The 25,625-nt window shown below is 51.2% G+C and carries 20 protein-coding genes and 1 pseudogene; 9 read left to right on the top strand and 12 right to left on the bottom strand.

The window, feature by feature from the left end; all coding sequences use genetic code 11:
* Positions 1 to 80: 80 nt before the first annotated feature.
* Both OO017_RS12420 and OO017_RS12415 read right to left on the bottom strand, forming a co-directional pair.
* Positions 81 to 1,247, bottom strand: coding sequence for a sigma-54-dependent transcriptional regulator (locus OO017_RS12420; RefSeq protein WP_266052821.1), 1,167 nt, complete (start codon positions 1,245 to 1,247; stop codon positions 81 to 83).
* A gap of 160 nt (positions 1,248 to 1,407) precedes the next feature.
* Positions 1,408 to 1,881: a DUF4126 family protein gene (locus OO017_RS12415; protein ID WP_266052820.1), complete on the bottom strand. Its 474-nt coding sequence runs from the start codon at positions 1,879 to 1,881 to the stop codon at positions 1,408 to 1,410.
* Between the two features lie 320 nt (positions 1,882 to 2,201).
* Here OO017_RS12415 and OO017_RS12410 point away from each other — a divergent pair, with 320 nt between their 5' ends.
* The 4 genes from OO017_RS12410 to OO017_RS12395 all read left to right on the top strand — a co-directional run bounded on the left by OO017_RS12410 (position 2,202) and on the right by OO017_RS12395 (position 5,668).
* On the top strand, positions 2,202 to 3,017 hold the full coding sequence (locus tag OO017_RS12410; RefSeq protein ID WP_266052819.1) for an MlaE family ABC transporter permease: 816 nt from the start codon (positions 2,202 to 2,204) through the stop codon (positions 3,015 to 3,017).
* Positions 3,018 to 3,026: 9 nt separating this feature from the next.
* A complete protein-coding gene (locus tag OO017_RS12405) occupies positions 3,027 to 3,800 on the top strand; it encodes an ABC transporter ATP-binding protein (protein WP_266052818.1) in 774 nt (257 codons plus the stop codon).
* Positions 3,801 to 3,803: 3 nt separating this feature from the next.
* Entirely contained in the window at positions 3,804 to 4,847 is a 1,044-nt protein-coding gene (locus OO017_RS12400) for an MlaD family protein (RefSeq protein ID WP_266052817.1), read from the top strand.
* 86 nt (positions 4,848 to 4,933) lie between these two features.
* A complete protein-coding gene (locus OO017_RS12395) occupies positions 4,934 to 5,668 on the top strand; it encodes an EcsC family protein (RefSeq protein WP_266052816.1) in 735 nt (244 codons plus the stop codon).
* Between the two features lie 71 nt (positions 5,669 to 5,739).
* On the opposite strand, the gene OO017_RS12390 is transcribed toward OO017_RS12395, so the two are convergent.
* From OO017_RS12390 to OO017_RS12370, 6 genes and pseudogenes are all read right to left on the bottom strand, one after another.
* Positions 5,740 to 9,267, bottom strand: coding sequence for a DUF7619 domain-containing protein (locus OO017_RS12390; RefSeq protein ID WP_266052815.1), 3,528 nt, complete (start codon positions 9,265 to 9,267; stop codon positions 5,740 to 5,742).
* 531 nt (positions 9,268 to 9,798) lie between these two features.
* Positions 9,799 to 9,903, bottom strand: a pseudogene (locus tag OO017_RS20050) (hypothetical protein); the annotation flags it as partial.
* 586 nt (positions 9,904 to 10,489) lie between these two features.
* Positions 10,490 to 10,939 (bottom strand): 6-pyruvoyl trahydropterin synthase family protein, encoded by a 450-nt coding sequence (locus OO017_RS12385; RefSeq protein WP_266052814.1) that lies wholly within the window; start codon positions 10,937 to 10,939, stop codon positions 10,490 to 10,492.
* Positions 10,940 to 11,173: 234 nt separating this feature from the next.
* Positions 11,174 to 12,523: a M24 family metallopeptidase gene (locus OO017_RS12380; RefSeq protein ID WP_266052813.1), complete on the bottom strand. Its 1,350-nt coding sequence runs from the start codon at positions 12,521 to 12,523 to the stop codon at positions 11,174 to 11,176.
* A gap of 137 nt (positions 12,524 to 12,660) precedes the next feature.
* Positions 12,661 to 13,662: an endonuclease/exonuclease/phosphatase family protein gene (locus OO017_RS12375; RefSeq protein WP_266052812.1), complete on the bottom strand. Its 1,002-nt coding sequence runs from the start codon at positions 13,660 to 13,662 to the stop codon at positions 12,661 to 12,663.
* Between the two features lie 263 nt (positions 13,663 to 13,925).
* Positions 13,926 to 15,212 (bottom strand): citrate synthase, encoded by a 1,287-nt coding sequence (locus OO017_RS12370; protein ID WP_266052811.1) that lies wholly within the window; start codon positions 15,210 to 15,212, stop codon positions 13,926 to 13,928.
* Between the two features lie 359 nt (positions 15,213 to 15,571).
* Here OO017_RS12370 and OO017_RS12365 point away from each other — a divergent pair, with 359 nt between their 5' ends.
* A complete protein-coding gene (locus OO017_RS12365) occupies positions 15,572 to 16,027 on the top strand; it encodes a DUF4268 domain-containing protein (RefSeq protein WP_266052810.1) in 456 nt (151 codons plus the stop codon).
* Between the two features lie 5 nt (positions 16,028 to 16,032).
* Here the strand turns inward: OO017_RS12365 and OO017_RS12360 are convergent, their stop codons facing one another.
* The 4 genes from OO017_RS12360 to OO017_RS12345 form a co-directional block, all read right to left on the bottom strand.
* Positions 16,033 to 16,344 (bottom strand): hypothetical protein, encoded by a 312-nt coding sequence (locus tag OO017_RS12360; RefSeq protein WP_266052809.1) that lies wholly within the window; start codon positions 16,342 to 16,344, stop codon positions 16,033 to 16,035.
* Between the two features lie 50 nt (positions 16,345 to 16,394).
* Positions 16,395 to 17,594, bottom strand: a complete 1,200-nt coding sequence (locus OO017_RS12355; RefSeq protein WP_266052808.1) for an MFS transporter — start codon at positions 17,592 to 17,594, stop codon at positions 16,395 to 16,397.
* A gap of 209 nt (positions 17,595 to 17,803) precedes the next feature.
* A complete protein-coding gene (locus tag OO017_RS12350) occupies positions 17,804 to 18,232 on the bottom strand; it encodes a hypothetical protein (protein ID WP_266052807.1) in 429 nt (142 codons plus the stop codon).
* 54 nt (positions 18,233 to 18,286) lie between these two features.
* Entirely contained in the window at positions 18,287 to 18,754 is a 468-nt protein-coding gene (locus OO017_RS12345; protein ID WP_266052806.1) for a MaoC family dehydratase, read from the bottom strand.
* Positions 18,755 to 19,490: 736 nt separating this feature from the next.
* Between OO017_RS12345 and OO017_RS12340 the strand changes: the two genes are divergently transcribed.
* The 4 genes from OO017_RS12340 to OO017_RS12325 all read left to right on the top strand — a co-directional run bounded on the left by OO017_RS12340 (position 19,491) and on the right by OO017_RS12325 (position 25,619).
* On the top strand, positions 19,491 to 21,419 hold the full coding sequence (locus tag OO017_RS12340) for a PrkA family serine protein kinase (protein WP_266052805.1): 1,929 nt from the start codon (positions 19,491 to 19,493) through the stop codon (positions 21,417 to 21,419).
* Positions 21,420 to 21,512: 93 nt separating this feature from the next.
* A complete protein-coding gene (locus OO017_RS12335) occupies positions 21,513 to 22,775 on the top strand; it encodes a YeaH/YhbH family protein (RefSeq protein WP_266052804.1) in 1,263 nt (420 codons plus the stop codon).
* Positions 22,776 to 23,052: 277 nt separating this feature from the next.
* Positions 23,053 to 24,567, top strand: coding sequence for a SpoVR family protein (locus OO017_RS12330; RefSeq protein ID WP_266052803.1), 1,515 nt, complete (start codon positions 23,053 to 23,055; stop codon positions 24,565 to 24,567).
* Positions 24,568 to 24,719: 152 nt separating this feature from the next.
* Positions 24,720 to 25,619 carry an aldo/keto reductase gene (locus OO017_RS12325; RefSeq protein ID WP_266052802.1) on the top strand — a complete coding sequence of 300 codons (900 nt, stop codon included), beginning with the start codon at positions 24,720 to 24,722 and terminating at the stop codon, positions 25,617 to 25,619.
* Positions 25,620 to 25,625 lie beyond the last annotated feature (6 nt).

The following is a 25,625-nucleotide window of genomic DNA, read 5'->3' as shown; positions in this document are numbered from 1 at the left end:
TCCTTTCAGGATGGCAATCCACCTTTATACTTATAAACGGGCATCATCAGGTGTACTGACTCCCATTTTATACTTTTACCTTATGCTACCACCGGGCGGGCAAAAGCTTTGGCGTCCTCGGCAGTTATTTCCGGTCCGCTCATAATCACGAGGCGCTCCACCACGTTTCGCAGTTCCCGCACATTACCTCGCCAGTCCAGACCTTTCAGGTATTCCAGTGCATCTGGCGTGATGGTTTTTGGCTTGTTGCCGTAATCATTGGCAATATCGTTCAGAAACTTCTGCACCAGGTCTGGGATATCCTCGCGGCGGTCGTTTAGCGGTGGCACATGTATCAGGATAACTCCCAAACGGTGGTAAAGGTCCTCCCGGAAGTTCTTGTGCTCTATCTCCTCCAGCAGGTTTTTATTCGTGGCAGCCACCACGCGTACGTCCACTTGTATGTCCTTGTCGCCACCTACGCGCGTAATTTTATGCTCCTGTAGCGCGCGCAGTACCTTAGCTTGTGCTGATAGACTCATGTCGCCCACCTCATCCAGAAACAAAGTGCCTCCGTTGGCTTGCTCAAACTTGCCGATGCGCTGTTTTACGGCTGATGTAAAGGAGCCTTTTTCATGGCCGAAGAGCTCACTCTCGATTAGCTCACTTGGTATGGCGGCGCAGTTTACCTCCACCAGCGGACCAGTGGCGCGGTTGCTGTGCTCATGTATGGCACGTGCCACAAGCTCCTTACCAGAGCCGTTTGGTCCGGTGACCAGGACGCGCGCATCGGTCGGGGCCACTTTTTCAATGGCTTGCTTCACACGGCTCAGCGCAGGGGAGGAGCCGACCATCTCATAGGTCTTAGAGATCTTCTTCTTCAGAATCTTCGTCTCCGTTACCAGGTGTGATTTGTCGAGGGCATTACGCACGGTTACCAGCAGGCGGTTAAGGTCTGGTGGCTTCTGCAGAAAATCGTAGGCTCCTTTTTTGGTGGCCTCCACGGCGGTATCAATGGTGCCATGGGCCGAAATCATGATAAACGGCGAATCAGGGCTGATCTCCATGGCTTTCTCCAGCACCTCGATGCCGTCCATGCCAGGCATCTTAATGTCGCAGAGCACTACATCATACTTGGATTTGCCAAGCAGTTGCAGGCCTTTTTCCCCGTCCTCGGCCTCGTCTACGGTATAGTTCTCAAACTCCAGGATCTCCTTCAGGGTGCTTCGGATGGCCCTTTCGTCGTCTATGATCAGAATTTTGGGCATAGTTTTATTTAAATGTCTTGTTAAGTATAGCTAAATATGAGCCGCTTGTCAAGGCGGCTGCTGCACTTTTACGCAAATATCGGTAACTGGGTAAAGCCTTATACTTTTAGCCCTGGTCTGCAGAAGCTGTACCTGTTTTGCTAAAGTGTAGCAATACAGGTCAGACACGTGCGGCTTTGAGGCCACTGCCTAGCACCAGGGCATCTTCCAGCACCCCTAGCACAGGGTCTGCAATAGTGGTTTTATCGCTGAGTGTTTTGCGTAGGAAGAAGCTGGCATATGTGGCTGCAACAGCCGCCACTGCACCAACTGCTGCTCCGCTTGCAAGGCTTTTATGGTTGCCCGCATAAATTGCAGCACCTACCGCCGCGCCGGAAGCAGCCCGTACAAGCAGCGAAGGTAATTCAATCCGGTCGGGTACGCCAGGCCATTTGTCTCCCAGCAGCTCTGTGGCTGCTAGCCCCGTCAGGGTATTGGCCACATACTTGTTTTGCAGGTATTTGAGAGGAGTGCCGGACAAGGCCTTGTTTTTATGCTCCTGGAGGGCTCTGCTCAACAGTGCGGGTGCCGACATGCTTCTCATTCCTGCCAGAGCGCCCATGGCCAGTGCTTTGTAGAAGGACTTTTTCATCATCTTTGTTTACGTTCTGTTTTATACTTTACCCATGCATGTACGGGCATTGCATCCATCAGGCTGTGCCAATTGCTGCCGCCAAACACCAGTGGCTTAGGTGTACTAATACTTAAATATGGTGCTGCGAAGAGTATCCTATACATAATAGTATAAATATTAAACAAGCTTGAGTTAAACACAGTTTGATGCTAAAGGCGTATAGGTATAACCGCAACTGAACAAAGGAAATTTTATTAGGTTTAACCTATATATTAATTACTAATTTAGCTGTTCGTATCTTACTAGTGGTTCACCACAGAAAATCTGAAGAAAGACTCTGAATGGGATTAAAAGATAATAAGGCAGACACGGGAAGAAAACGGAAGTACTTGGTTTCTCGCAGGATAGACCGGATCTTCCTGGAGCTGTACAAGGTCTATGCTTTCCATGTCCGCTTTTTTAAAGAGGTTTTTGTGCCACCTTATGAGTTTAAGGAAGTCATAAGGCAATGTTATGAGGTGGGGGTGCGGTCGCTGCCGCTCATCTCGCTCACCGGTTTTATCATAGGCATCGTGTTTACCAATCAGTCGCGGCCCTCGCTGGCGGAGTTCGGGGCTACTTCCTGGCTTCCCTCGCTGGTATCCATTGCCATTGTCCGGGCGCTGGCTCCACTGGTAACAGCCATTATCGCGGCAGGCCGTGTGGGCTCCAACATTGGGGCTGAGTTAGGCTCGATGCGGGTAACGGAACAGATTGATGCTATGGAGGTTTCTGCTACCAACCCCTTCAACTTCCTGGTGGTAACCCGGGTACTAGCTACCACTTTTATGGTGCCGGTGCTGGCCATGTACACCATTTTTGTGGCCCTGATGGGAGCTTATCTTAACGTGAGCCAAAACGAGTTGACAAGCTTTACCACCTATATCACGCAGGTGTTCGATGCTATTACTTTCCTGGATATCTTCTCGTCCATCATTAAGACCTTTATTTTCGGTTTTACAATTGGCATGGTGGGAAGCTATAAGGGGTACAACTCATCTAAGGGTACAGAGGGTGTGGGCAAAGCAGCCAACTCTTCGGTGGTAACGGCCATGTTTCTGGTGTTTATCGAGGAACTGCTGGCGTTGCAGGTCATCAACCTGTTCCGGGCCATGTAAACAGACTATATGAAGAAGATCAATCCAAACATAAACAGAGAAAACAAGGTAATTGAGATCAGGGGGCTCAGAAAAGCCTTTGATGATTTTGAGGTGCTGAAGGGCGTTGACCTGGACCTCTACCAGGGAGAGAACCTGGTGGTGCTGGGACGCTCGGGCACAGGTAAATCCGTGCTGATCAAGATTATATCCGGGCTTCTGAGTCCGGATGAGGGTATGGTGAGGGTGCTGGGGAAAGAGGTGGACAAGTTAAAGCCTAAAGAGTTGGATTTACTGCGCCTGAAGGTAGGGTTTTCGTTCCAGAACAGTGCCTTGTACGATAGCATGACGGTGTACGAGAACCTGGAGTTCCCGCTGATACGCCATGCAAAGGAAATGGGCCGTGCTGAGCGCGATAAGGTGATACATTTTGTGCTGGAGGCTGTTGGGCTGCTGCAGACTATAAACCAGATGCCCTCTGAACTATCGGGGGGGCAGCGAAAGCGCATCGGCATTGCCCGTACACTTATACTGAAGCCCAAGATCATGCTCTACGATGAGCCCACCGCTGGCCTAGACCCCATTACAAGTATAGAGATTAACGCGCTGATCAATGATGTGCAGGCGCGCTTTAACACATCCGCTATCATCATTACGCACGACCTTACCTGCGCCCGCTCCGTGGGCGACAGGATGGTTATGCTGCTTGACGGGCAGTTTCAGCGGCAGGGTTCATTTGAAGAGGTGTTTAACACCGACGATGAGCGGGTAAAGATGTTTTATGACTACAACTTTGTAAACTAAAGTATGAATACGGCAGAAAATAAGCGTTCTATCATGGTCGGGGTTTTTGTCCTGGTCGCCATCGTGATTTTTGTGATCGGTATCCTGACGCTGGGTGGCCAGCAGAAGCGGTTTATCGAGAGCATTACGGTGAATACTGTATTTGGCGATGTAGAAGGCCTGAAGGTTGGCAACAACGTATGGTTCTCGGGCGTGAAAATTGGTACGGTGAAGCAAATTAGCCTGCACGGGGAGTCGCAGGTGCAGGTGGTAATGAGCATTGAAGAATCGGCGCGGAAGTTTATACGCGAGAACTCTAAGGCGCGCATCAGCTCCGAAAGCCTTATCGGCAACAAAATCATCGAGATATTCGGGGGCACTCCTGCCGCAGGGCCGGTAGAGGATGGGGACGTGCTGGCATCGGAAGCTAACCTGAACACCGACGATATCATGAAAACGCTGCAGGAGAACAACAAAAACCTGGCGACTATCACGGGCAACTTCAGCGAGATCAGTAACCGGCTGGTACGCGGCGAAGGCACTGTGGGCACCCTGCTAACCGACTCTACTTTGGCGAAGGATTTTAAAAGTATGGTGGCGAGCCTGGAGAGCACTTCGCAAAATGCCGTGCGCGCCTCCCGTGACTTAAGCCGCTTCACGAGCAAATTGGGCACCCAAGGTAGCCTTGCAAACGAGTTGCTGACTGATACTACTGTTTTCAATAAACTGGAGCAGTCTATGGCGCAACTAGAGGAGGCCACACAGTCGGCCACCAAGATGGCGCAGAACCTGGAGCAGGCAAGCGGCCGGTTTAACAACGAGAACAATGCGGTAGGCGTGTTGCTAAACGATCAGACGTTTGCAAACCAGCTGCAGCGCACCATGCAGAACCTTGAAACAAGCTCCCAAAAGTTTGATGAGAACATGGAGGCGCTACAGAGCAATATCCTGTTCAGGGGATTCTTCAGGAAGAGGGAGAAAGAGGAGCAGAAGGCTGCCGAGGAGGCCCGGGAGCAACAGGAACAACAGCAGCAGGAACAGCAGCCTGTTAAGGAGGACAATCAATAAATACAGAAAGCCGGCAATAGCTGGCTTTCATACTTTTAAGTCAGGGCGGATAAGCTATTCTCTACTTTTCAACTTGCTAACAATTTATGTCTCCTTACGAAGCACAGGCACTGTATGAGCTACGGCGGTGGCAGCATGAGATGCTGCGTAACCCGGGTATGTTCAATGCGCTGGCCCATAAGGCACAGGTAAAACTCAATAGTTATATCCCGGAAAGGGTGCACCAGGCCATCACTACGGCGATAAAGCAGATGATCAGGGGGGTGTTGTTTGGGGCAGGGTACATTTCCGCGAAGCCCGTTGACGGTTTGCCCCTGGAAATGCGCGAAACCATGGTACGGGAGCGGGTCAGGTATTACCAGCAGGCGGCGGCTGCCGAGGGAGGCGTAACGGGGGCAGGAGGTATACTGCTTGGGCTTGTGGATTTTCCGCTGTTACTGGGCCTTAAACTAAAGCTGCTCTATGATATTTCGGCTGTTTATGGGTATGATGTGAAGGATTACCGGGAGCGTGTTTACCTGCTGCATATCTTTGAACTGGCGTTCAGCTCGCATGAGCACCGGCGTAAGGTGTATCGGCACATCGCTGATTGGGAGGCGCAGCAGGTGCTGTTGCCGGAGGATATCAATGCCTTTGACTGGCGCAGCCTGCAACAGGAGTACCGCGACTATATTGACCTTGCCAAAATGGCCCAGATGATTCCGGTGATCGGTGCGCCTATCGGGGCGGTGGTAAATTACCGCCTCATCACAAAGCTCGGCGAAACGGCGATGAATGCCTACCGTATGCGTTGGCGGGAGCAGGGGCTGCTGCAGGAGTAAGTACTACAGTTTAACCTAAAAAGTGAGGGCCGGCATACTTTGCCGGCCCTCACTTTTATACTTGCTGCTTGTTAGCGCACATAGAGCTTAAACGTAAGCAGTCCACGGTCGGTGTGCAGGTGGAGCAAGTAAATGCCACTCTGAGGTTTTGGCAGCTGCACCTGCAGCGCATCCGGGCGAGGCGCTGTTATACTTTGCTCCAGCACCAGTTGCCCCAGGCTGCTGTATACCTGCAGCCGTCGCGCCTCAAAGTCGGCTCTGTGCAGGTCAAGTTTAAAGCTGCCGTCGCTTGGGTTGGGGGAGATAATTACAGATTCGGCCAGTGTCAGGTCTTCCACTACAAAATCCTGTGCACTGAGTGCTGCACCGCCCACCCCTTTAATCTCTACCTTACCGGTACTAACGCCGCGCGGAACCTGTACTTTTAACAAATCAGGGTTTGCATTTAGTACAACGGCTTTTATCCCGTTAAAGCTGACGGTGTCCTGCTTATTGGAAGTGAGGAAGTGTTGCCCGCGCAATTCCACTACTGTGCCCATGCTGCCCTGCGCCGGCTGCATCTGCACCAGGACTGGGGCGGGAATGAGTTCAAATGTCTGATCGCTTAAGGTCTCTCCGCCCGGTGTAACAACTTTTACCTTACCAGTACCAGCAGTTAATGGAATTGCAACCAAAAGGGAACTTACGGTTGCTTGCAGCACTGAAGCCTCAGCCTGGCCAAAGTATACTTTATTGCGTGCTGTCTGCTCCGCGAAGTTTACCCCGGTTATCCTGAGTTCGCTGCCTGCGCGGTCTGTGCGTTTGTTCAGGGCCGTAATACCTGGCTGCTGCCATACCCTGTACGTTTGTGAGCTCTGCACTTCTCCGCCCTCGGTGCTGATCCTGAAAACTCCAGTTGTAGCGCCGGCAGGAACAAGCACCTGAAGCTCACCGGAACCGGCCATACTTACTTCGCATTGCTGCTTGCCCAGGTAAACTTCGGGTAACTGGTTTATACTTAGGTGCTGGCCCTTCAGGGTTACGGTTTGGCCTACCAGACCCTCTGCCGGGCTAAAGGAGTTGAGCACAGGTGGTTGGTATACTTCAAAATTATCTGTTGCCGTCACGCCACCGTCCGGGGTTATGATTTTAAGGACACCTGTTGTAGCACCTTCCGGCACCAGCACGCGCAGCTCGGAGGCTGTGGCGCTGACCACCGTGGCAGCTTTCCCGTTCAGGTATACTTTGTTTCCGGTGGCAACAGTGGCAAAGCGTTTGCCAGTGATGGTGATCTCTGTCCCGAACTTGCCTGCTGCAGGCGCAAAAGCAGCGATGTCTGGTGAGGCCAGTATATCCTCCAGGTCCACCCGTACTTCCTCGTCCACCACCGACGGCATGTTAAAGATGCGGTTTAGGGTGATGTTGGTGCGGACAGGGGAGTTGTAGTCGAAGAAAATGTCTGCGAAATTCTCCACGGCGGTCTTCTCCGGCAGGTCTGCCTTTGGTTTGATGCTGAACTGGATGTAGCCGTGGCTTCCCGGTTCGTTGGCGTTGCTGTCGGGCAGCATGATATTGTCAAAGGTCCAGGTAAGCACCGGGCGGCCCTTGCCGCTCACCTCAAAGCGGTGGGCATGCGAGGCGGACCCCACCTGCAGCGTGCTCAGGTCCAGGTGCTCGGAGAGGGTATCTACCACCACCACGCGATAGGCCACGTCGGTACCTGTGTTCTGGAAGCGTATTTTATACTTCAGCTCGGTGTTGGTAGGAGTGTAAAGCTCGTCGGTTCTTCCCAACGGCGTCACCAGCTTGTCGTTCGGGTCGTAGGAGTCGGTGATTGGCATACACTCTTCCGACTTTTCGGCCTCCTCGTCATCTGTCGGCATGAGATTTACAAGACCAGAACTCACGGTTATGCCTGAATTCGCGTCGGTACAGGCCTCAATGGTTACGCTGGCCAGTTTGTTGTCGCCGTTGCCTTCCGGCTGGTCCGCCTCCAGTCGCCAGGTATAGCCCATGGAAGGTACCAGCAGCACCATGCTGTCGCCGGCAGCCAGCTGGAACTGCTCTTTAGAGGACAGCCTGCCGTCCCTGAACTTGCGAAATATTTCGTGCTGCTCCATGTCAGCTGTTCCAGTATTCCGGATCACAAAGCGGATCATACCTGTTTCGGAGTTGCAGCGGCCCGTGATGGAGATGGTAGGCACTGGCTGGGCGGGTGCGTTGTTAGAAGGCGTAATCCAGGCGCGGGTGCAGACGGTGCGGCCGCGCACACTCTCGTCTCCGCAGGTAACTTTGTCCTGTATAGTGATGATGCCTGATTGCCCGGCTGACAGGTCGCCCACGGCAAACGCATACGTGCCGTCGGGTAGGCGAGTATAGGTCTTGTCTGCAGAAAGCAATTCCACCTCGGCCGGCAGCTTCACATATACCTTGGCATCCGATGCGGGGGCAAAGCCGGAGTTTACGTATCGTACGGTTGTGGTGCTCTCGAAGCAGCGGCGGCGGCGCGTGGAATTTACACTGACAATAAGGTGTGCAGGGGCATAGACAAAATTGCCGAAATTAATGTTCTGGATAAGCTGCCCTGGATCAGTAATTTTAACAAGATTCCCCTTCTCTTGTGTGGGGCATGTTGCTGTGATCGTTCTGCCCTCTTGATAAGGAATTGTGGTATGCAATGTGTATTCGGCGGGAGTTACAGCTAAAGTATAACCTCCATTAACATCGGTTATGGCATAGTAAGGTCCTGGGTTTGTCATTACCACGATACCTGAAAGTGTTCTTTCTCCTTCATTAAGAATACAATCATTATTGGCGTCATTGTACACAATACCTTTTATCACACTTTGTGGGTTTTCGTATGCGTTGGCGGTGTAAAGGGAGTAGCCATCAGCTTGGTCGTCATCGAGCACAAGGTTGGTGCCAAGCTGATCTATTGCAATGTGATTTACCTTGCTATCCAGTGCTTCATAAAGTAAATCACCTTTTGAGCTAAAAATAAAGTAGCGCCTTTGGCCCAGGTTAGAAGCAACGTGAATATTCCCCTTGCTGTCTAAGGCCATGTCACTGTTCGATTCAATTGAACCTTCATCTTTACTAAATTTGCCAAATTGACGGATGAAGTTTCCTTTAGAGTCAAACTGTTGTATTCTGCCACCGTTATAGTCTAGTACATGGATAATGCCAGCCTTATCGATTGTGATGGCTACAGGCATCCAAAGCTCTCCTGGTCCAAAGCCAAGACTACCGATTGTCCCTAAATGTATACCGCTTGAGTTAAGTTTGTGTATGAGGCCTCCAGTTAAATCTGCCACATACATGTTACCAGCTGGATCTACTGCCAGGTCTGTATATGTACTTGTTTCTGTATTAGGACCAAGGTCGGCAAATATGGATAAAAGCTTCCCTTCTTTATCGAGCTTATAAATGGCCGTCGTGTCATTGGCTAATCCTGGGTTACTTAGGGCATAAAGGTTGTTAAATAGGTCTGATGTGATTGCCTTAGGAGCTTTGATGACTAGGTTTGGTAAACCAGCTCTAAATGTGCCTTTCTCACCGTATGTCATGACAAATTCGCCATGAGAATTGAACTTGGTGATGGTTCCAGATACATCCAACATGTACACGGTACCGGCTTCATCAATAGTTAGATCAACATTTTGCCACCGATTACCCCAAGTGTAATTACCCGTATGCCCTTTATCATAGGATGATATCTGTCCACCACTTAGAAGGCCTTTATCCGCTAAAATTATATCGCCATAGGGCGTGACGGCAATGCTGTTTTTATTTCCTATTGAATGTTGATAATTGTATACCCATTTCAGAGAGTATCTCACACCTCCATTCAAAGTGTAAACATTGAAAGATTTTAAATTTTCGTCAGAAACATAAATCTCACCCTCGACTTTATCGATTGCAAGTTTCCAGGGAGTGTCAAGTCTTACTGAATCGTATGGCTCATTTCCAAACTCAAGAAGCTTTTGGCCCGTTGGGGAATACTTAACTATTTTGTTTTCAGGGTTGTGTAAAAGATAAAGGTTGTCACTATTGTCAAAGTCTATACTCAAGGGAGCTTCGAAATAGTTACCCGTGGTTGGGTCTAACGGGATTATTTGCAATAACCTTCCTGTTTTATCAAACCGCTGGATTCGCTCGTTGCCACTATCAGCCACATAGATCTCATCTTTTGAATTGACAGCTATTCCTTCAGGAAACCTAAACTGCCCGGGGGCATCACCTTCTACTCCAAACACAAGCAATAACTTGCCTTCTGGGCTGAATTTTGCCACTTTTGAATAAGTATAACTTACTACAAAAAGATTATCATATTGGTCGAGGGCAATATCATAAGTACCGTAGTTTTCTCTGTTAAGCCCTTCAGGTGCGAAGGTCAGGTCTTCCGTTCCTAAAAACTCATGGTAACGAAACTTCTTAACTGTTCCATCCACGAAATAGATATTCCCTTGGCTATCTACTGCCACATCTTCTGGCTCGCTTACCTGAATGCCAACTCTGTTATTTAAAACAAAGCCAGGTATAAGGCTTTGGGCATAAATGTTATCAAAGGATAAAAATAAGGAAACAATCAAAAGTAAAGCTGTTCTCATAGGCTAAAATTGGACGTTGGATTATTAAGTATAGGTTGTTCAGTAACAGGGACTAAAGGTATACATTTACATCTAAATATATTCATTTACCAGTTTTCTCCTGCACAAAATTTTTCTCTATTTGAGGGTTGGCTGGCTCTCTGGAAATGGAATGTCACACAAAAGCAGCGGGCTTTGTACTTTTGTATCCCAAGTAAAAAGCCCGCTGCCAAAGTATAAATTCTGATTTTTTTTAATGGTTATCCTCTGCAAACCACTCGGCAAAGGAATTTTGGGTTTCCCAGAGTTTGAGGTGGTGCAGCTGCACGTGGTCGGGGAGGATGCGTTGCAGGCGGTGCTGGAAGTCGATGAGCATGTTTTCGCAGGTGGGTTGGTAGGGGGTGAGCACCAGGTTGTGCTCATACTTGCGCAACGGCTCCAGCAAGTCGTCCGGCGTGCCCTGGGACAGCACCAGCGCATGGTCGAACTGCCGGATGATGTGCTCCTGCACCAGCTGCTTCAGATCTCCGAAATCCATCACCATGCCGTTTTTAGGATGCTCCTCCTCCACCAGAGGCGTGCCCATAACCGTTACTTCCAGCTTGTAAGAGTGCCCGTGTATGCGGCGGCAGGGGCCATCGTAGTTCAAAAGTGCATGGGCGGTTTCGAAAGTAAATAAACGCGTAAGCCTGATCCTGGTCATTAAAGTATAAATCCGGTGGATATAAAGTATACGTGCAAGTTAGGCCGGTAGTGGCAAGGATAAAATGACGCAGGTCATTGCGCGGCAGCGGCAAACAAACAGTCCAGCTTGCGGGGCTGGCCTGTTTGAGCAAGTATGGGTTTAGGAATTAAGGTTCAGGTACAAGCGCTTTGCTTCTGCTACTGGCATGCCATTAAAGCAAGCGTATGTTTGCGAGTGTAGATAACTGTGCTTTTACTGTTGGTTTACGCGCGGTATCAGCAGCAGCTCTTGCTGTTTGCCATCGATGTAGTAAACCTCTTTGGGTGTGAACACTGCCTGTTCTTCCAGCATCACCCGGATTTCTTTGTTGTTCCATTCGGGCAGGGTTACCTTGGCGTTTAGCTCTATGGCGTAGGCGGTGTTGTAGCGTAGGGGGTAATCGCCGGTGCCTGGCACATCCTGTTGCTGGTCCCACATGCCAATGGCCGGCCCTGCGCCGTGGCCGTGGTAGCCGATGGGGTGGGAGTAAATAGTGGCGTTAATGTTTTCCTGTTTTGCCTTTGCCAGTGCCTCTTTCAGAACCTGGTTCCCGGTTTTACCCTCCCTGAACGCGGAAGTCAGGATATCCTGCAACCTGTTGCCAGTGGCCAGCGCTTTTCTGAGGTAGGGTGGTGCCTGTGTTTCTCCAGGCTTTAGCATATAGGCCAGTTGCTGTACGTCTGTATTCAGGCCGAGGTAGGTAATGCCCAGGTCCACGTGCAGCAGGTCGCCGGGCTGTATCACTTCCTGGGCCGGGCGTTCGGAGAAAGGGCGTTGCGAATCCCCGGCGCCAGGGTTAGCACGCTGTATATCCACGGTCGGGTGAAACCAGGCAGTAAGTTTGCGTTCCGCGATGCGCTCCCGAAACCACCACACCACATCTTCGGTAGTAGTTTTGCCGGGCACCACGGCTTTTTCCGAGAAGCCCTCCGCAATAATGTCATGGCCCAGGCGGCTGATCTGTTCGTACAACTCTAGCTCGTGTGGGGTGCGGGTCTGCAGCCAGTCTACGGCCAGGCGCTCTGCCGACACAACCTTCTGTTTTTGAGCGGCAGGCAGGTAATGCAGCAGGCTGTCATACTCTGCCTTGGTCAGTCCGTCGGCGTGGGCGAAAGTAGGGGAATAGTTAAGACCTATATTTTTGGGATTACGATCTGCGATAAGGGTCGCCAGACGCTTCCATTGGTTTGGCTCCTGCTCGGGTTCCCAGGCCGCTTTCAGCAGGCTGCCGATATCGTAGCGGGCCACGGCCAGCTTTTCAACGCCTTTCCCCTGGCCCAAATCCGTAAACAGCAGGATGGTGCGGCGGCGTGCCGCCAGCCAGGTAGCGGGCAGCATGGTGCTGGCCACAGGGTCCTCGTTATACTCCCTCGCAACGATCAGCCACATCGCAATTCCATTACGCCGCATAAGGTCGGGGAGCAGTTTCTCCAGGCGTTCCTGTAGCAGGGCATCCTCCAAAACGGCCCTGTCACGAAGCGGAAGGATATCGGGTGTCTGTTGTGCAGTGGCCGTGGCCATATAGAGCAAAAGCAGCGTCAGAAGCGGTAAAAGTTTTTTCATATAAGGGTGTGGGTATGAAAGCCATATCTGTAACAAAGTAAGCATTATACCTGACTTTAACTATGAGGGAAGGGACGGTAGCTTAAGCCGAACAGAGACTACCCATCAGCAAACCTGTTATATCGAAACCTGAACGCCTATTCTGTTAGCGCCAGTTCAGCATAAAGTGGGAAGTGGTCTGAGCCAAATTTTGGGAGCCTTTGCAGGTTTACCACCTTGAACGCATTGGATACATAAATATGGTCCAAGGGCCACCTCATGATAAAAGAAGTGGCATCGAAGGTACTGTACAGGCCGCGCCCGATGCGTATGTCCCCGAGTTTGCTTTCGATGCCAAACAAGCGGGATGTTTTAGACCAGGCGACATCGTTCAGATCGCCAGCTACTACCGTCGGCAACTGGCTTTGCTGTACCATTTTGCCTACCTTAAGCAACTCCTCTTCTTCCTCACCTACATTATCAGGGTGCTTGCTGGGCTTGGGTGGCACGGGGTGCATGGCATGTAGCACAAAATACGCGTTGCCTGATAATTTTACCTCCGTGTGTATGGAAGGCACCTTTTCCTTTTTAAGGAATTTTATCTGTATGTTCTGCAGCGGCAGTTTGGAGTACAGCGCCATACCATAGGTGTTATCCAGGGGGTAAACAACCTTGTGCGGAAAAGCTTCCTGAAGAGGCGAGAGCTGTTCTATCCACCAGCTGTTTGTCTCCATGGCCAGCACGATATCAGGATCTGTGTCATAAACGATTTGCAGGAAGTCATCCACATGCTCATTTTTCATCCAGACATTAGCCACCAACAGGCTAAAGGTTCTGCTGTCATCAGCTAAAGCAGGAGGCAAGGTTTCTACTGCTTCAGAGGCGAATATGGTATAAGGTAACACAAAACGCGCTTGTATCGCGATAGAGCAGATCATGCCAACTACAATGGAGTAAGACGGGAACTTCCATTGGTCTTTAGCCCCCGTAAACAGAATGAGGGTGAGAAGCAGGCCGATCAGCACCTGCACCCTGGGGAAATCCAGCGCTTTCAGAAACCAGAACCGGACATCGTAAATCAGGGACAGTAGGGTGATCAGTATCAACAGCGTACCTGCCACTAATGATAAATAAAAGCTAAGTTTTTTTGCTGTTGACATGATATATATCCATACGCATATAAGGTAGTCCTAAGCTATGATTGCTGTAGGTGATTGCCTGTAGAATTAGTCTTGGCATACGGCTTCATAGCTGGTAACGGTTACCTGGCTGTAGATTTTCTTTTCGTTATTCGGACAGTAACGTCCAATAAACTTACCTGTTGGCAGTCATAAAATGGAGCGGTTCATATTGTGGTGCAGGGCCAAAATAAAAAGGCTGACCCGTTGGGCCAGCCTTTCTTATACTTACACAAGTAGCGGAATTAGCGCTTCTCAACCGGAACGTAATCACGCTCAGTGGCACCAGTGTAAACCTGGCGCGGACGGCCGATAGGCTCCTTGTTCTCGCGCATCTCTTTCCACTGTGCGATCCAGCCTGGCAGACGGCCAAGGGCGAACATCACAGTGAACATGTCAGTCGGGATGCCGATGGCGCGGTAGATGATGCCTGAGTAGAAGTCCACGTTCGGGTACAGCTTGCGCTCCACGAAATACGGATCGTTCAGGGCAGCCTCTTCCAGCTCTTTGGCAATGTCCAGGATCGGGTCGTTGATACCAAGGGCGCTCATAACCTCGTCGGCAGCCTTCTTGATGATTTTGGCACGCGGGTCGAAGTTCTTGTACACTCTGTGGCCAAAGCCCATCAGGCGGAAAGGATCATCCTTGTCCTTCGCTTTCTCAATAAATTTCTTAGAATCGCCGCCGTCTGCTTTGATCTGCTCCAGCATCTCGATAACAGCCTGGTTGGCGCCACCGTGCAGCGGGCCCCACAGGGCGCTGATACCGGCAGAAACAGAAGAGTACAGGCTGGCGTTAGCAGAACCCACCAGACGTACCGTAGAGGTAGAGCAGTTCTGCTCGTGATCTGCGTGCAGGATCAGCAGCTTATTCAGCGCATCTACTACCACCGGGTTAATCTCGTAATCCTCGGTTGGGTAGGCAAACATCATGTGAAGGAAGTTGGAGCAGTAGTCCAGCTTGTTCTTAGGATAGTTTACCGGGTGGCCGATAGAGTTTTTGTAAGACCAGGCAGCGATAGTAGAGATCTTAGCCATCAAACGGATGATAGACAGGTCCAGCTCCTCTTTTGTCTGGTTCGGGTTAAGCGACTCTGGATAGAAAGCCGTAAGCGAGCTAACCAGGGCAGACAGGATACCCATTGGGTGTGCTGCTGAAGGGAAGCCATCCAGGATTTTGCGCATATCCTCGTTTACCAAAGTATGCAGTCTGATCTTGTTGCTGAAGTCGCTCAGCTCATCTGCGGTTGGCAGTGCGCCGTAAATCAGCAGGTACGCTACCTCAATAAAGTTAGACTTCTCCGCCAGCTGCTCAATAGGGTAGCCTCTGTAGTGCAGAATGCCTTTTTCACCATCCAGAAAGGTGATGGCGCTGGTAGTAGCACCGGTGTTTTTATAGCCTGAGTCCAGGGTAATATAGCCTGACTGAGCGCGAAGAGAAGAAATGTCTATAGCTTTTTCATTCTCAGTACCCTCTACAACAGGCATTTGGTAGGTTTTACCCTCTAAAATTATTTCAGCAAATTCTGACATGTGTATTAGCTTTTGTTTGCGTAGTTGTGTCTCTTAATGAAGCGAAATTAGGTAAAATTGTTCTAAAATGAAACGCGGCCTTTGCATTATATCTTAATTTGACAATGTATGACCGGCTTACCTTAAATTACCCCATCTCTTAAAGTAAGAACGCACCAAAATGTTTCATTTTTCTTAAATCATTTGTCAGATTAGTTATACTTCTGGCAGTTAGGAAGGGGAGGTATACTTGTTTTATGATAGATCCTGCAGGAAACGAATACCAAAACACGCTGGAGCCCGGTAGCAGACCGACCGGGTAAAGTATAGCAAGGCAGCAAGGTGTAGCATTAGAGCCGTAAAGTGGCTAATTTTGCAGCATGTATACCCGTGAGCAGGCATCTCAGATCAGGCAGCAGTTCTGGACCGTTTTCGGCCAGTACCTTTCTCCGCAGCTCTCCGCCGATGGCTGGAAGGTTAACTGGCTCAACTATAAGACCGGAGTGAAGGATATTTATTTCCGGATGAACGCCGACAACAAGCGCGGGTATATCGCCATTGAACTCTCGCACCCCGATACCGAATTACAGGAGCTGGTTTTTGATCAGTTTATGGAGCATAAGACCATGCTGCATGAGGCACTGGGGGAGGAGTGGGAGTGGCTGCTGCATACCTCCGACGAGTCGGGGCGGGTAGTTAGCCGGATCTACAGGGAAATAGCGTCGGTAAACGTATTCAATAAGGATGACTGGCCGGCTCTTATCTCCTTTCTGAAGCCCCGCATCATTGCCCTGGATGAGTTTTGGAGCATGGCAAAGTATAGCTTTGAGGGGTAAACAGGTTACCAGGAGGTGTCCTGATCGGGGTTGGTGAAACCAATGCCGGGGCGGTAGCGGGAGCCTCTGCCGTGCAGGTGGTCCCACATGGCAGCCTCCATTTTAAGCTTGTCCAACCGGATAAACTCCTCCCAGCGCTCTTTGTCCTCCTCACCGAACTCTGCCACAAGCTGCTGCAAATGTAAGGTGCTGCTCTCCTGCTGTTGTGCCAGCAGGTTCGGGTTGGTTTGCAGCATTTGCTCTATTTTGATACGGAAGTAGGTGTTCAGCTCCTTATAACGTGCTTCATCCCAGTTCTCCAGATTCGGATTTTCCATAGTATGTAGGTGATAAGCTCCTTTTAGTATACCCTGATTGAGGTGCTAAGTTATAAGGCCTTGCGCACTTTGCCGGAAAACAGCAAATGCACGGCCAGCGCCAGCGATGAAAAAAATAGGCCTACCAGTACCACGCCGCTCCAGCGCCATAGCTGCCAGGCCTGGGTGGCAAGTATGGTTCCGGTTGCGCCTCCCATAAAATACGTAAACATGTAAACCGTGTTCAGGCGGTTGCGGGCTGCCGGGTCCAGCGAGAAGATAAGCGTTTGGTTCGAGATATGCGAGCCCTGCAGGCCCAGGTCCAGCAGTATAACGCCAACCACCAGCATCAGGATGCTGTAGCTAAAGGAACCGAAGACCACATAAGCCAGGATAATCATAACCAAAGTTGCCATCTGGATGTAACGCGTGTCAAACCTGTCGCTGAGCCTGCCCATAACGGAGGCCATGATGGCTCCGCCGGCGCCCACCAATCCGAACGCGCCGGCCACATCACTGCCTTTGAAAAACGGAGGCCCCTCCAGCAGAAAAACCAGCGTGGTCCAGAAGCCGCCGAAGCAGGCAAAAGACAGGGCCCCGCGGGCGGAGGCAAGGCGCAACACCGGCTCCGTCCGGAACAGGTGCAGCAGCGACTTCATGAGGCTTTTGTAATTGCCCTTGAATTCCGGGTGTATCTCCGGCAACAGGAAATAAAGCGCTACCCACAGCACCAGCATCAACCCGGCCGCTATTAAAAACATGGCGCGCCAGCCCAGGTGCTCGCCCACAAAGCCGCTGAGCGTGCGGGAGAACAGTATACCTACGAGCAGCCCGCTCATAACCGTGCCCACGGCTTTGCCGCGCTCCTCGGGTTTGGCCAGGTGCGCAGCCATTGGTACGAAAAGCTGCGGCACCACGCAGGTAGCCCCAATCAGCAGACTGGCCGCCATCAACGTATAAATGTTGGGTGCATAAGCCGCCAGGAGCAGAGAAAGTATGATCAGCACAAAGTCAATCAGGATCAGGCGCTTGCGCCGCAGCATATCGCCCAGCGGAATGATGAACAGCAGGCCAATGGCATACCCCACCTGCGACAGCATGGCCACTATACCTGCCTGCGCCTCGGGCACCTGGAACGTATCCGCTATTTTTACCAGAAGCGGCTGGTTATAGTAGTTGTTGGCTACCACCATGCCAGCGGCAATGGTCATCAGCCAGAGGGTGGAGCGGGTAAGCTGAGGCGCTGCGGGCCTGGTGTTCGTTTTCGTCATTGCTGCGGTAATCGGGTCCTGCGAAGGTGTAGGCTAAGACAGGAGCAACAAAGTATGGAAGCAGAAGTTTTAAAACTTACGCAAGTATGAAAGGCTTTTAATCGGTTAGCGTTTGGAAACAAAAGGGTGAGTTTCGGGCTTATACCGCCAAAGTACGGGCAACGGCAGGGTATATACGTTGGTTGTACTTTAAAGGAGACGGGCAAGCCTTAAAACGCATCATCCTGCTTGCTGGCCCCGGGCGGGTTAAAAAGCTCCCACTCATCCCACACATAATTCCAGGGGTCGAAGCCGGAGATCCACTTCACAAAATGCTGCCTGTACTCTTCTATGGCATGGCGCAAGAGTGGGAGATAGGTGGTGTCCTCAAAACCGTACATCTCCAGGGCGGTGCAGTTGGTGAGCAGGTCGCGGGCCGCCTTGCGTATGAGCACGGCATTCTCCATCTGTATGTCATAGAGGTCCCCACTGTAAGCGCCGGCCACCTTTGCCGTCAACATGGCCGCATCCAGTAGCATCATCTCCCGCAGGTGCTGCAGCAGGTCGTCCTCCTCGGGCACCAACTCCACAATAAGGGAGGTGAGGTGGTAGATCTCCTCTCCCTTGCGGTAAATAGGCAGGTTTTTATACTCTTGCATAGGTCCCCACGAAAAAAATATACTGATGATGACTAGGGCGACAAGCCCAAGCGTTTAGTCGTTAAAGTGGTACAGGAAGGTGATGATGCCCGTGTAAGCCGGCTTTTTGCTGTCCTCTATCTCCAGGGTAACCTCCAGGCGTGCCTTGGCAATGCCGCGCAGGTTCTTCACCGAGAGTAGTTTGGCTCTGAGACGCACGCGGCTGTTTACGGTCACGGCCTGATTAAACCGCAGACTCTCTATCTCATAGTTCACCTGCATTTTCAGGTTGTGGATAGCCGTGATCTGCGACCAGAGGTAAGGCAGCAGCGACACCGTGAGGTAGCCGTGCGCGATGGTGGCCCCGAACGGCGTCTCGTTTTTGGCGCGCTCCGCATCCAGGTGAATCCACTGGTGGTCCATGGTGGCGTCGGCAAACTTGTTTATCTGCTCCTGCGTGATAGTATGGAAATCGGATACACCCATTTCGGTGCCTTCATACTTTGTCAGTTCTTCAAGAGAGTTAATCACTAACTGGCTCATATTGTCAGGTTGTTTAGGTTAGGTGGCTGTTGCTATGGTGATGTTAAATACGAAACTACGATATTTAGTTAAATTAATATACCTGCGCAGCCGCTTTTAATTGCGTTTTTATCCCGCTTTCCCTACCGTAGCAGGCCCTTTCTTTTAAGATCACGCACCTTCCGGGTTTATACTTGCCAAACTCTGGAAACTATCTGTTTTGCTTTGCGCTATAATGAATTTGAGATGATATATGAACTTGTTGTTATAAAGTATAAGCAATTTTGAATCTTAAGTATAAAAAAGATGTTCCATTGGTAACCACCCACGTGTAGCGGCAGGCTACATTAGTTTTCAAATCAGGTGGCAAAGATTTTTTATTTACGTATTCAGTAACATGGGGTGTAGGTGGCTGCCAGTAATTACCCGCAACCCAGGTTCACCAGTTTTAAGCTGGGAAAAGAATTGCAGGAAGCCATCATATACTTTCAACCTCTTAGCCAAAACTCCTGCGCGTCTTTCCACTTGTATTAATATAAAAGTATAAACAGGCAGTTCGCTTGCCAGCTCATGAAGCAAGTACAGCACAGTAAAGGAACCGCCTCTTGTTAGTAAGGCAAAACATAAACCATAGAAAAACTCATACCCTATGATCAGAAGTTAGCTTAGCAGTACCCCGGCCTCCGGAAACTTAGCGAGATACTGCTTGGTGCTCTTTATAAAGATGATTCTGAACATGTTATAACAAACACCCGATATGAACATTTTAGAAAAGATCAAGACCAATTACAGTGCCTCCATGAACGAGATGACAGTAGCTGCCTATCTTGAGGAGTGTAAGACGGACCCGAAGGCATATGCCAAGCCTGCAGAAAGGATTCTGGATGCCATCGGGGAGCCTGAAGTGCTGGACACGCGCCAGGACCCGGTGCTAAGCAGGATCTTCTCGAATAAGAAGATCAAGATATATCCTGCCTTTAAGGACTTCTATGGTATGGAAAGTACCATAGAGCAGATCGTTTCGTACTTCCGACACTCGGCGCAGGGCCTGGAGGAGAAGAAGCAGATCCTGTACCTGATGGGCCCTGTGGGAGGCGGCAAAAGCTCCCTGGCCGAAAAGCTGAAGCACCTGATGCAGCAGAACCCCATCTATGTATTGAAGGCCGGTGATGAGGTAAGCCCCGTGTTCGAGAGCCCGCTGGGCTTGTTTGCCGATTATACCGATGAACTGGAGGAGGAGTATGGCATACCGGCGCGCTACGTGCCGAGCTGTATGAGCCCCTGGGCATCCAAGCGCCTGCGCGAGTTCGACGGCGACATCAACCGCTTCAAGGTGATCCGGCTGTTCCCTTCCATTCAGGAGCAGATCGCCATTTCCAAAACTGAGCCAGGCGATGAGAACAACCAGGATATCTCCACGCTGGTGGGTAAGGTAGACATCCGCAAACTGGCCGAGTACCAGCAAAGCGACCCCGATGCCTATTCCTACACCGGCGGCCTCTGCCTGGCCAACCAGGGCCTGTTGGAGTTCGTGGAGATGTTTAAGGCACCGATCAAGGTGCTGAACCCGCTGCTTACCGCCACCCAGGAGAAGAACTACAAAGGCACCGAGCCAATCGGGGCCATCCCTTTCGATGGCATCATCCTGGCGCACTCCAACGAGAGCGAGTGGGCGAAATTCCTGAACGATAAGAAGAACGAGGCCTTCCTGGACCGTATTTACAAGGTACAGGTGCCGTACTGCCTGCGCGTGAGCGAGGAGATCAAGATCTACGAGAAACTGATCCGCGAAAGCTCCCTGAGAGAAGCTCCCTGCGCTCCAAAGACCATTGAGCTGCTAGCGGAATTCTCTGTAATGTCCAGGCTGAAGGAGCCAGAGAACTCCAGCATCTACTCTAAAATGCGGGTGTATAATGGCGAAACGCTGCGCGAAACCGATCCTAATGCCAAATCTATCCAGGAGTATCGCGACGATGCCGGTATAAACGAAGGTATGCAGGGCATTTCTACCCGCTTCGCCTTCAAGATCCTGTCTAAGGTGTTCAACTTCGATAGTGAGGAGATCGCGGCCAACCCGGTGCATTTGCTCTATGTGCTGGAGCAGGAGGTGATCAAGATGATGCTGCCGCCGGAAACGGAGACCAAGTACCTGCACCTGATCAAGTCGTTGCTCGCCAGCAAGTATGCCGAGTTCATCTCCGACGAGATCCAGAAAGCTTACATTGAGTCTTATAGCTCTTACGGCCAGAACATCTTCGAGAAGTATGTGATCTATGCCGACCACTGGATGCAGAACAACGATTACCGCGACCCGGACTCAGGCGAGATCTTCGATAGAAGTATACTGAACGAGGAGCTGGAGAAGATCGAAAAGCCGGCGGGCATTGCCAATCCGAAGGATTTCCGGGCCGAGGTGACCAACTTCTTCCTGCGCTACAAGGCCCACCATGCCGGTAAGAGCCCACGCTGGGATTCGTATGAGAAGATCAAGAACGTGATCGAGAAGAAGATCTTTACCAACACCGAAGACTTGCTGCCGGTGGTTTCCTTTAATGTGAAGAGCAACGAGGAGGACGAGAAAAAGCACCGGGACTTTACCAGGAGAATGCGTGAGCGCGGCTACACCGACAAGCAGATCCGCATCCTGGTAGACTGGTTTATGCGGGTAAGAAAAACAATGGCGTAGATTGTATCACGTATCACGACACACGTAGCACGGTAGTGGTATGGAAAGGAAATCGTGATACATGATACGTGATACCTAATACGAGGAATAATCATGAGCCATATTATTGACAGACGGAAGAACGATAAGGGGAAATCTACCGGCAACCGGCAGAAGTTCCTGAAGCGGGTGGAAAACCAGATCAAAAAGGCCATTCCGGACATTATTAGCCAGGAGAGCATCAAGGACAGTAAATCCGGCGGCAGCGTAAAGGTGCCGGTGCGCGGACTGGACGAGCCTCATTTCCGGCATGACCCCAATACAGGCAAAAAGCAGATCGTGAAGCCCGGCAACGACCGTTTCAGCGAGGGTGACCGCGTGCCCAAACCCAAAGGTGGCGAAGGAAGCGGCAGGGGCAAAGGCTCAAATGACCCTACCGTAACAGAAGATGAGTTTACGGTGGTGCTGTCGCGGGAGGAGTTTCTGAAGTATTTTTTTGACGATCTGGAGTTGCCTAATATGGTGAAGAAGCTGATGGATAGTACCGAAAGCTTCAAGATGAAACGGGCAGGTTATACCCGCGACAGTGTACCCTCCCGGCTCAATATCAAAACCAGTTTCCAGCAGTCGCTGGGGCGGCAGCTGGCCCTGAAAGGCGTGTTTGACAAAAAGCTGCAGAAGCTGGAGGAGCAATTGGCCGGAACCCGCAAGAAAGCCGACAAAGAGGCACTGGCGCTGGAACTGGAGAAAGTAAGGCGGCAGGCCAGCACCATCCCTTTTTTCGAGGACATAGACCTTCGCTACAATAACTTTGAGCGCGTACCGGTGCCGGTAACTTCTGCTGTCATGTTCTGCATCATGGACGTGTCGGCTTCTATGGGCCAGCACGAAAAGGACATCGCCAAGCGGTTTTTCACGCTGCTTTACATCTTCCTGACAAGGCAGTACAAGAACGTGGAGCTAGTATTTATCCGCCACCACACCGAGGCCAAGGAGGTAAGCGAAGAGGAGTTCTTTAACTCCCGGGAGAGCGGGGGCACGGTGGTAGCCCCATCGCTGAAGCTGATGGACCAGATCATGCGCGAACGCTACGATGAGAGCTGGAACGTGTACTGCTGCCAGGCCTCAGATGGCGATGTGTGGTCGAAGCAGGATGCGCTGGAGTGTAAGAACCTGGTGCTGGAAACCATACTTCCGAACATACAATACATGGCCTATATCGAGATCAACGATAAAAGCAGGGAAAGCGACCTCTGGAAAGCCTACAACCGCATCAGCAATGACGAGGATTTTTCCATCCGGCATGTGTACGAACCCTACGAGATCTGGCCGGTGTTCCAGGGCTTGTTCCGGAAGCGGAGTGAGGTAACAGCCTAAACTACTGTAATTTTAAACTGTCCCTCGCTAGTGCGAGCTTGTAGCTCGTACTGCTTAACACCTGAGTCGCTTGGAAGCACGAGCTGCAAGCTCGCGGCAGCGCAATAGGGGAAATGTGCTCTTTCGGATTTGCAATCCGAAAGTATATAACCTGCGGATTTTTAATCCGCTTAGCAAAGGCAGTGGCAATTGGCAGGCAAGCGGATTGCAGATCCGAATCAACAGTTGAGGAATGCTGCAGACCTCGTGCTAAGTGATACGCAAAAACACCCTAGAAATGACAGATAAAGAGAAATACAGAGCGATGTTTTGTAACCCCAACTGGGATTATGAAACGCTGGAGGCGGCAGATGAGGTGATCAGCAGGATAGGGCAGGAGTACCTGAAGCTGAAAACCTACCCCAACCAGATCGAGATCGTGACCTCGGAGCAGATGCTGGATGCCTATGCCCTGACCGGTCTGCCTACGTCTTACCCGCACTGGAAATTCGGCAAGGATTTCGTGCTGAACCAGAACAACTATACCAAAGGGCGCATGGGGCTTTCTTACGAGTTGGTGATCAACTCCAACCCCTGCATTAGCTACAACATGGAGAACAACTCCACCTGTATGATGCTGCTCGTGATTGCCCATGCCTGCCAGGGCCACAACGCCTTTTTCGCCAACAACTATATGTTCCTGGACTGGACCTCCGCGGAATCCATCGTGGATTATATGGCCTTTGCCCGTGAGTACATCCTGAAGTGTGAGGAGGAGTACGGAGAGGAGGAGGTGGAGTTGGTGCTGGATGCCGCCCATGCCCTGATGCACCACGGGGTAGACAAGTATAGAAAGCCGTCCAAAGTATCCGCAAAAGAAGAGAACGAAAGGCTGAAAAAGCTGACTCACATTAAAAGGGAGAACTACAACGAGTTATGGCGAACCCTGCCAACTGCGCCCAATATGCCGGAGGTAAATACAGGGGAGGAGCATCGGTTCCCGAAGGAGCCGGAGGAGAACATTTTATACTTTATAGAGAAGTATGCGCCGGCGCTGCCGCAGTGGAAGCGAGAGATCATCCGGATCGTGCGGAAGGTATCGCAGTACTTTTACCCGCAGGGTGCCACCAAGGTGATGAACGAGGGCTTTGCCACTTTTACGCATTACCACATCATCAACAAGATGTTTGAGGAAGGCTACGTGAACGACGGTTTTATGCTGGAGTTCCTGAAAAGCCACAGCGGCGTGCTGTACCAGCCGGAGTACAACAGCAAATTCTACTCGGGCCTCAACCCCTATACCCTGGGTTTTAACATCTTCATGGACATCAAGCGCATCTGCCAGGAGCCTACCGCAGAAGACAGGGCCTGGTTTCCGGACCTGATTGGCAAAAACTGGCTGGAGCAGGTGCATTACGTAATGGAGAACTTCCGCGATGATAGTTTTATACTGCAGTACCTCTCCCCGAAAGTTATCCGCGACATGAAGTTGTTCACCATCGTGGACGACGAGCAGGAGGAGGAGTATGAGATCGGGGCCATCCATAACGAGCGCGGCTACCGCAAAGTGCGGGAGCAGCTCAGCCAGCAGTACGACCGTGCTTCCTTTGTGCCCAACATACAGGTAACCAAAGTAGATCTGCATAAAACTAGCAAACTATACCTGACGCACTACATCCAGAAAGACCGCCGCCTGGACGCCAGTAGTGCCAAAGATACCCTGGAGCATATCCGGTACCTGTGGGGTTTCCCGGTAGAGCTGCACTCCAAAAACAAGCTGGGCATTAACGAGTGTACTTTTGAGATGAAGTAACTGGCGCAGGTGCTCACAGGTCTGAAAGAGGCCATGGTAGCTATTTTCTTTTCCGGTGATAGCAAGCACAAAACCTTGCCTGGCCATGCTTTTAGGCAACCATCCATACTTTCAGGAGTTATGTATACATTAGAGCATAACAATGTAGCACCATGAAGTATAAATCCCTCGGAAAATCAGACTTAAGTATAAGTGAAGTAAGCTTTGGCTGCATGTCGCTGGGTGATGACCATGCGGCCAACAAAGAGCTGCTGCACCAGGCGCTGGACCAAGGCATAAACTTCTTTGACACCGCTGACCTGTACCAGCAGGGGCAGAACGAGGAAACGGTGGGCAAGGCCTTCAGCGGGATGCGCGACAAAGTGATACTGGCTACGAAAGTGGGTAACCAGTGGCGGGCTGATGGCAGCGGCTGGGACTGGAATCCTTCTAAAGCCTATATTCTGCTGGCGGTAGAGGCCAGCCTGAAGCGCCTGCAAACAGACTACATCGACCTGTACCAGCTGCACGGCGGCACCATTGATGACCCCATAGACGAAACCATCGAAGCCTTTGAACTGCTCAGGCAACAGGGCAAGATCCGGCATTACGGCATCTCCTCCATCCGCCCCAACGTGATACGGGAGTATGTGCGCCGCTCCAGCCTTAGCAGCGTTATGCTGCAGTACAGCCTGCTGGACCGCCGCCCGGAGGAGGAGGTGCTGGAACTACTGCGGCAGCAGGGGATAGGCGTACTGGCGCGGGGCAGCCTGGCGCAGGGGCTTTTGGCCGGAAAGCCAGCAAAGCCATACTTAACTCATACTTTAGAAGAAGTGCAGAAAGCCGCCGAAGCGGTACAAGCTGTAGCAGCGGGGCAAAACGGAAATGCCGCCGCAATTGCCGTGCGGTATGTGTTGCAGCACCCCGCCATCACCTCTGCCGTGCTAGGCATACGCACCGCTCAACAGCTGGAAGACGCAACAGTGGCAGCAAGTGCCGCTCCACTGAAAGCAGGGGAGGTGCAGGCGCTAGAGGCGGTGCTGCCGGCCAGCAAGTATGAGCAGCATCGCTGATCTTAC

The sequence above is a fragment of the Pontibacter anaerobius genome, from assembly GCF_026241195.1.
GTDB classification, from domain to species: Bacteria; Bacteroidota; Bacteroidia; order Cytophagales; family Hymenobacteraceae; genus Pontibacter; species Pontibacter anaerobius.
Note: the sequence above shows the minus strand (reverse complement) of the source record. Positions and strands in the feature narration are given on the sequence as shown.

What these genes read in the sequence shown, in the direction of transcription:
- OO017_RS12420 (WP_266052821.1), bottom strand. Translation starts at nt 1,247, where the DNA reads ATGCCCAAAATTCTGATCATAGACGACGAAAGGGCCATCCGAAGCACC.
- OO017_RS12415 (WP_266052820.1), bottom strand. Translation starts at nt 1,881, where the DNA reads ATGATGAAAAAGTCCTTCTACAAAGCACTGGCCATGGGCGCTCTGGCA.
- OO017_RS12410 (WP_266052819.1), top strand. Translation starts at nt 2,202, where the DNA reads ATGGGATTAAAAGATAATAAGGCAGACACGGGAAGAAAACGGAAGTAC.
- OO017_RS12405 (WP_266052818.1), top strand. Translation starts at nt 3,027, where the DNA reads ATGAAGAAGATCAATCCAAACATAAACAGAGAAAACAAGGTAATTGAG.
- OO017_RS12400 (WP_266052817.1), top strand. Translation starts at nt 3,804, where the DNA reads ATGAATACGGCAGAAAATAAGCGTTCTATCATGGTCGGGGTTTTTGTC.
- OO017_RS12395 (WP_266052816.1), top strand. Translation starts at nt 4,934, where the DNA reads ATGTCTCCTTACGAAGCACAGGCACTGTATGAGCTACGGCGGTGGCAG.
- OO017_RS12390 (WP_266052815.1), bottom strand. Translation starts at nt 9,267, where the DNA reads ATGTTGGATGTATCTGGAACCATCACCAAGTTCAATTCTCATGGCGAA.
- OO017_RS12385 (WP_266052814.1), bottom strand. Translation starts at nt 10,939, where the DNA reads ATGACCAGGATCAGGCTTACGCGTTTATTTACTTTCGAAACCGCCCAT.
- OO017_RS12380 (WP_266052813.1), bottom strand. Translation starts at nt 12,523, where the DNA reads ATGAAAAAACTTTTACCGCTTCTGACGCTGCTTTTGCTCTATATGGCC.
- OO017_RS12375 (WP_266052812.1), bottom strand. Translation starts at nt 13,662, where the DNA reads ATGTCAACAGCAAAAAAACTTAGCTTTTATTTATCATTAGTGGCAGGT.
- OO017_RS12370 (WP_266052811.1), bottom strand. Translation starts at nt 15,212, where the DNA reads ATGTCAGAATTTGCTGAAATAATTTTAGAGGGTAAAACCTACCAAATG.
- OO017_RS12365 (WP_266052810.1), top strand. Translation starts at nt 15,572, where the DNA reads ATGTATACCCGTGAGCAGGCATCTCAGATCAGGCAGCAGTTCTGGACC.
- OO017_RS12360 (WP_266052809.1), bottom strand. Translation starts at nt 16,344, where the DNA reads ATGGAAAATCCGAATCTGGAGAACTGGGATGAAGCACGTTATAAGGAG.
- OO017_RS12355 (WP_266052808.1), bottom strand. Translation starts at nt 17,594, where the DNA reads ATGACGAAAACGAACACCAGGCCCGCAGCGCCTCAGCTTACCCGCTCC.
- OO017_RS12350 (WP_266052807.1), bottom strand. Translation starts at nt 18,232, where the DNA reads ATGCAAGAGTATAAAAACCTGCCTATTTACCGCAAGGGAGAGGAGATC.
- OO017_RS12345 (WP_266052806.1), bottom strand. Translation starts at nt 18,754, where the DNA reads ATGAGCCAGTTAGTGATTAACTCTCTTGAAGAACTGACAAAGTATGAA.
- OO017_RS12340 (WP_266052805.1), top strand. Translation starts at nt 19,491, where the DNA reads ATGAACATTTTAGAAAAGATCAAGACCAATTACAGTGCCTCCATGAAC.
- OO017_RS12335 (WP_266052804.1), top strand. Translation starts at nt 21,513, where the DNA reads ATGAGCCATATTATTGACAGACGGAAGAACGATAAGGGGAAATCTACC.
- OO017_RS12330 (WP_266052803.1), top strand. Translation starts at nt 23,053, where the DNA reads ATGACAGATAAAGAGAAATACAGAGCGATGTTTTGTAACCCCAACTGG.
- OO017_RS12325 (WP_266052802.1), top strand. Translation starts at nt 24,720, where the DNA reads ATGAAGTATAAATCCCTCGGAAAATCAGACTTAAGTATAAGTGAAGTA.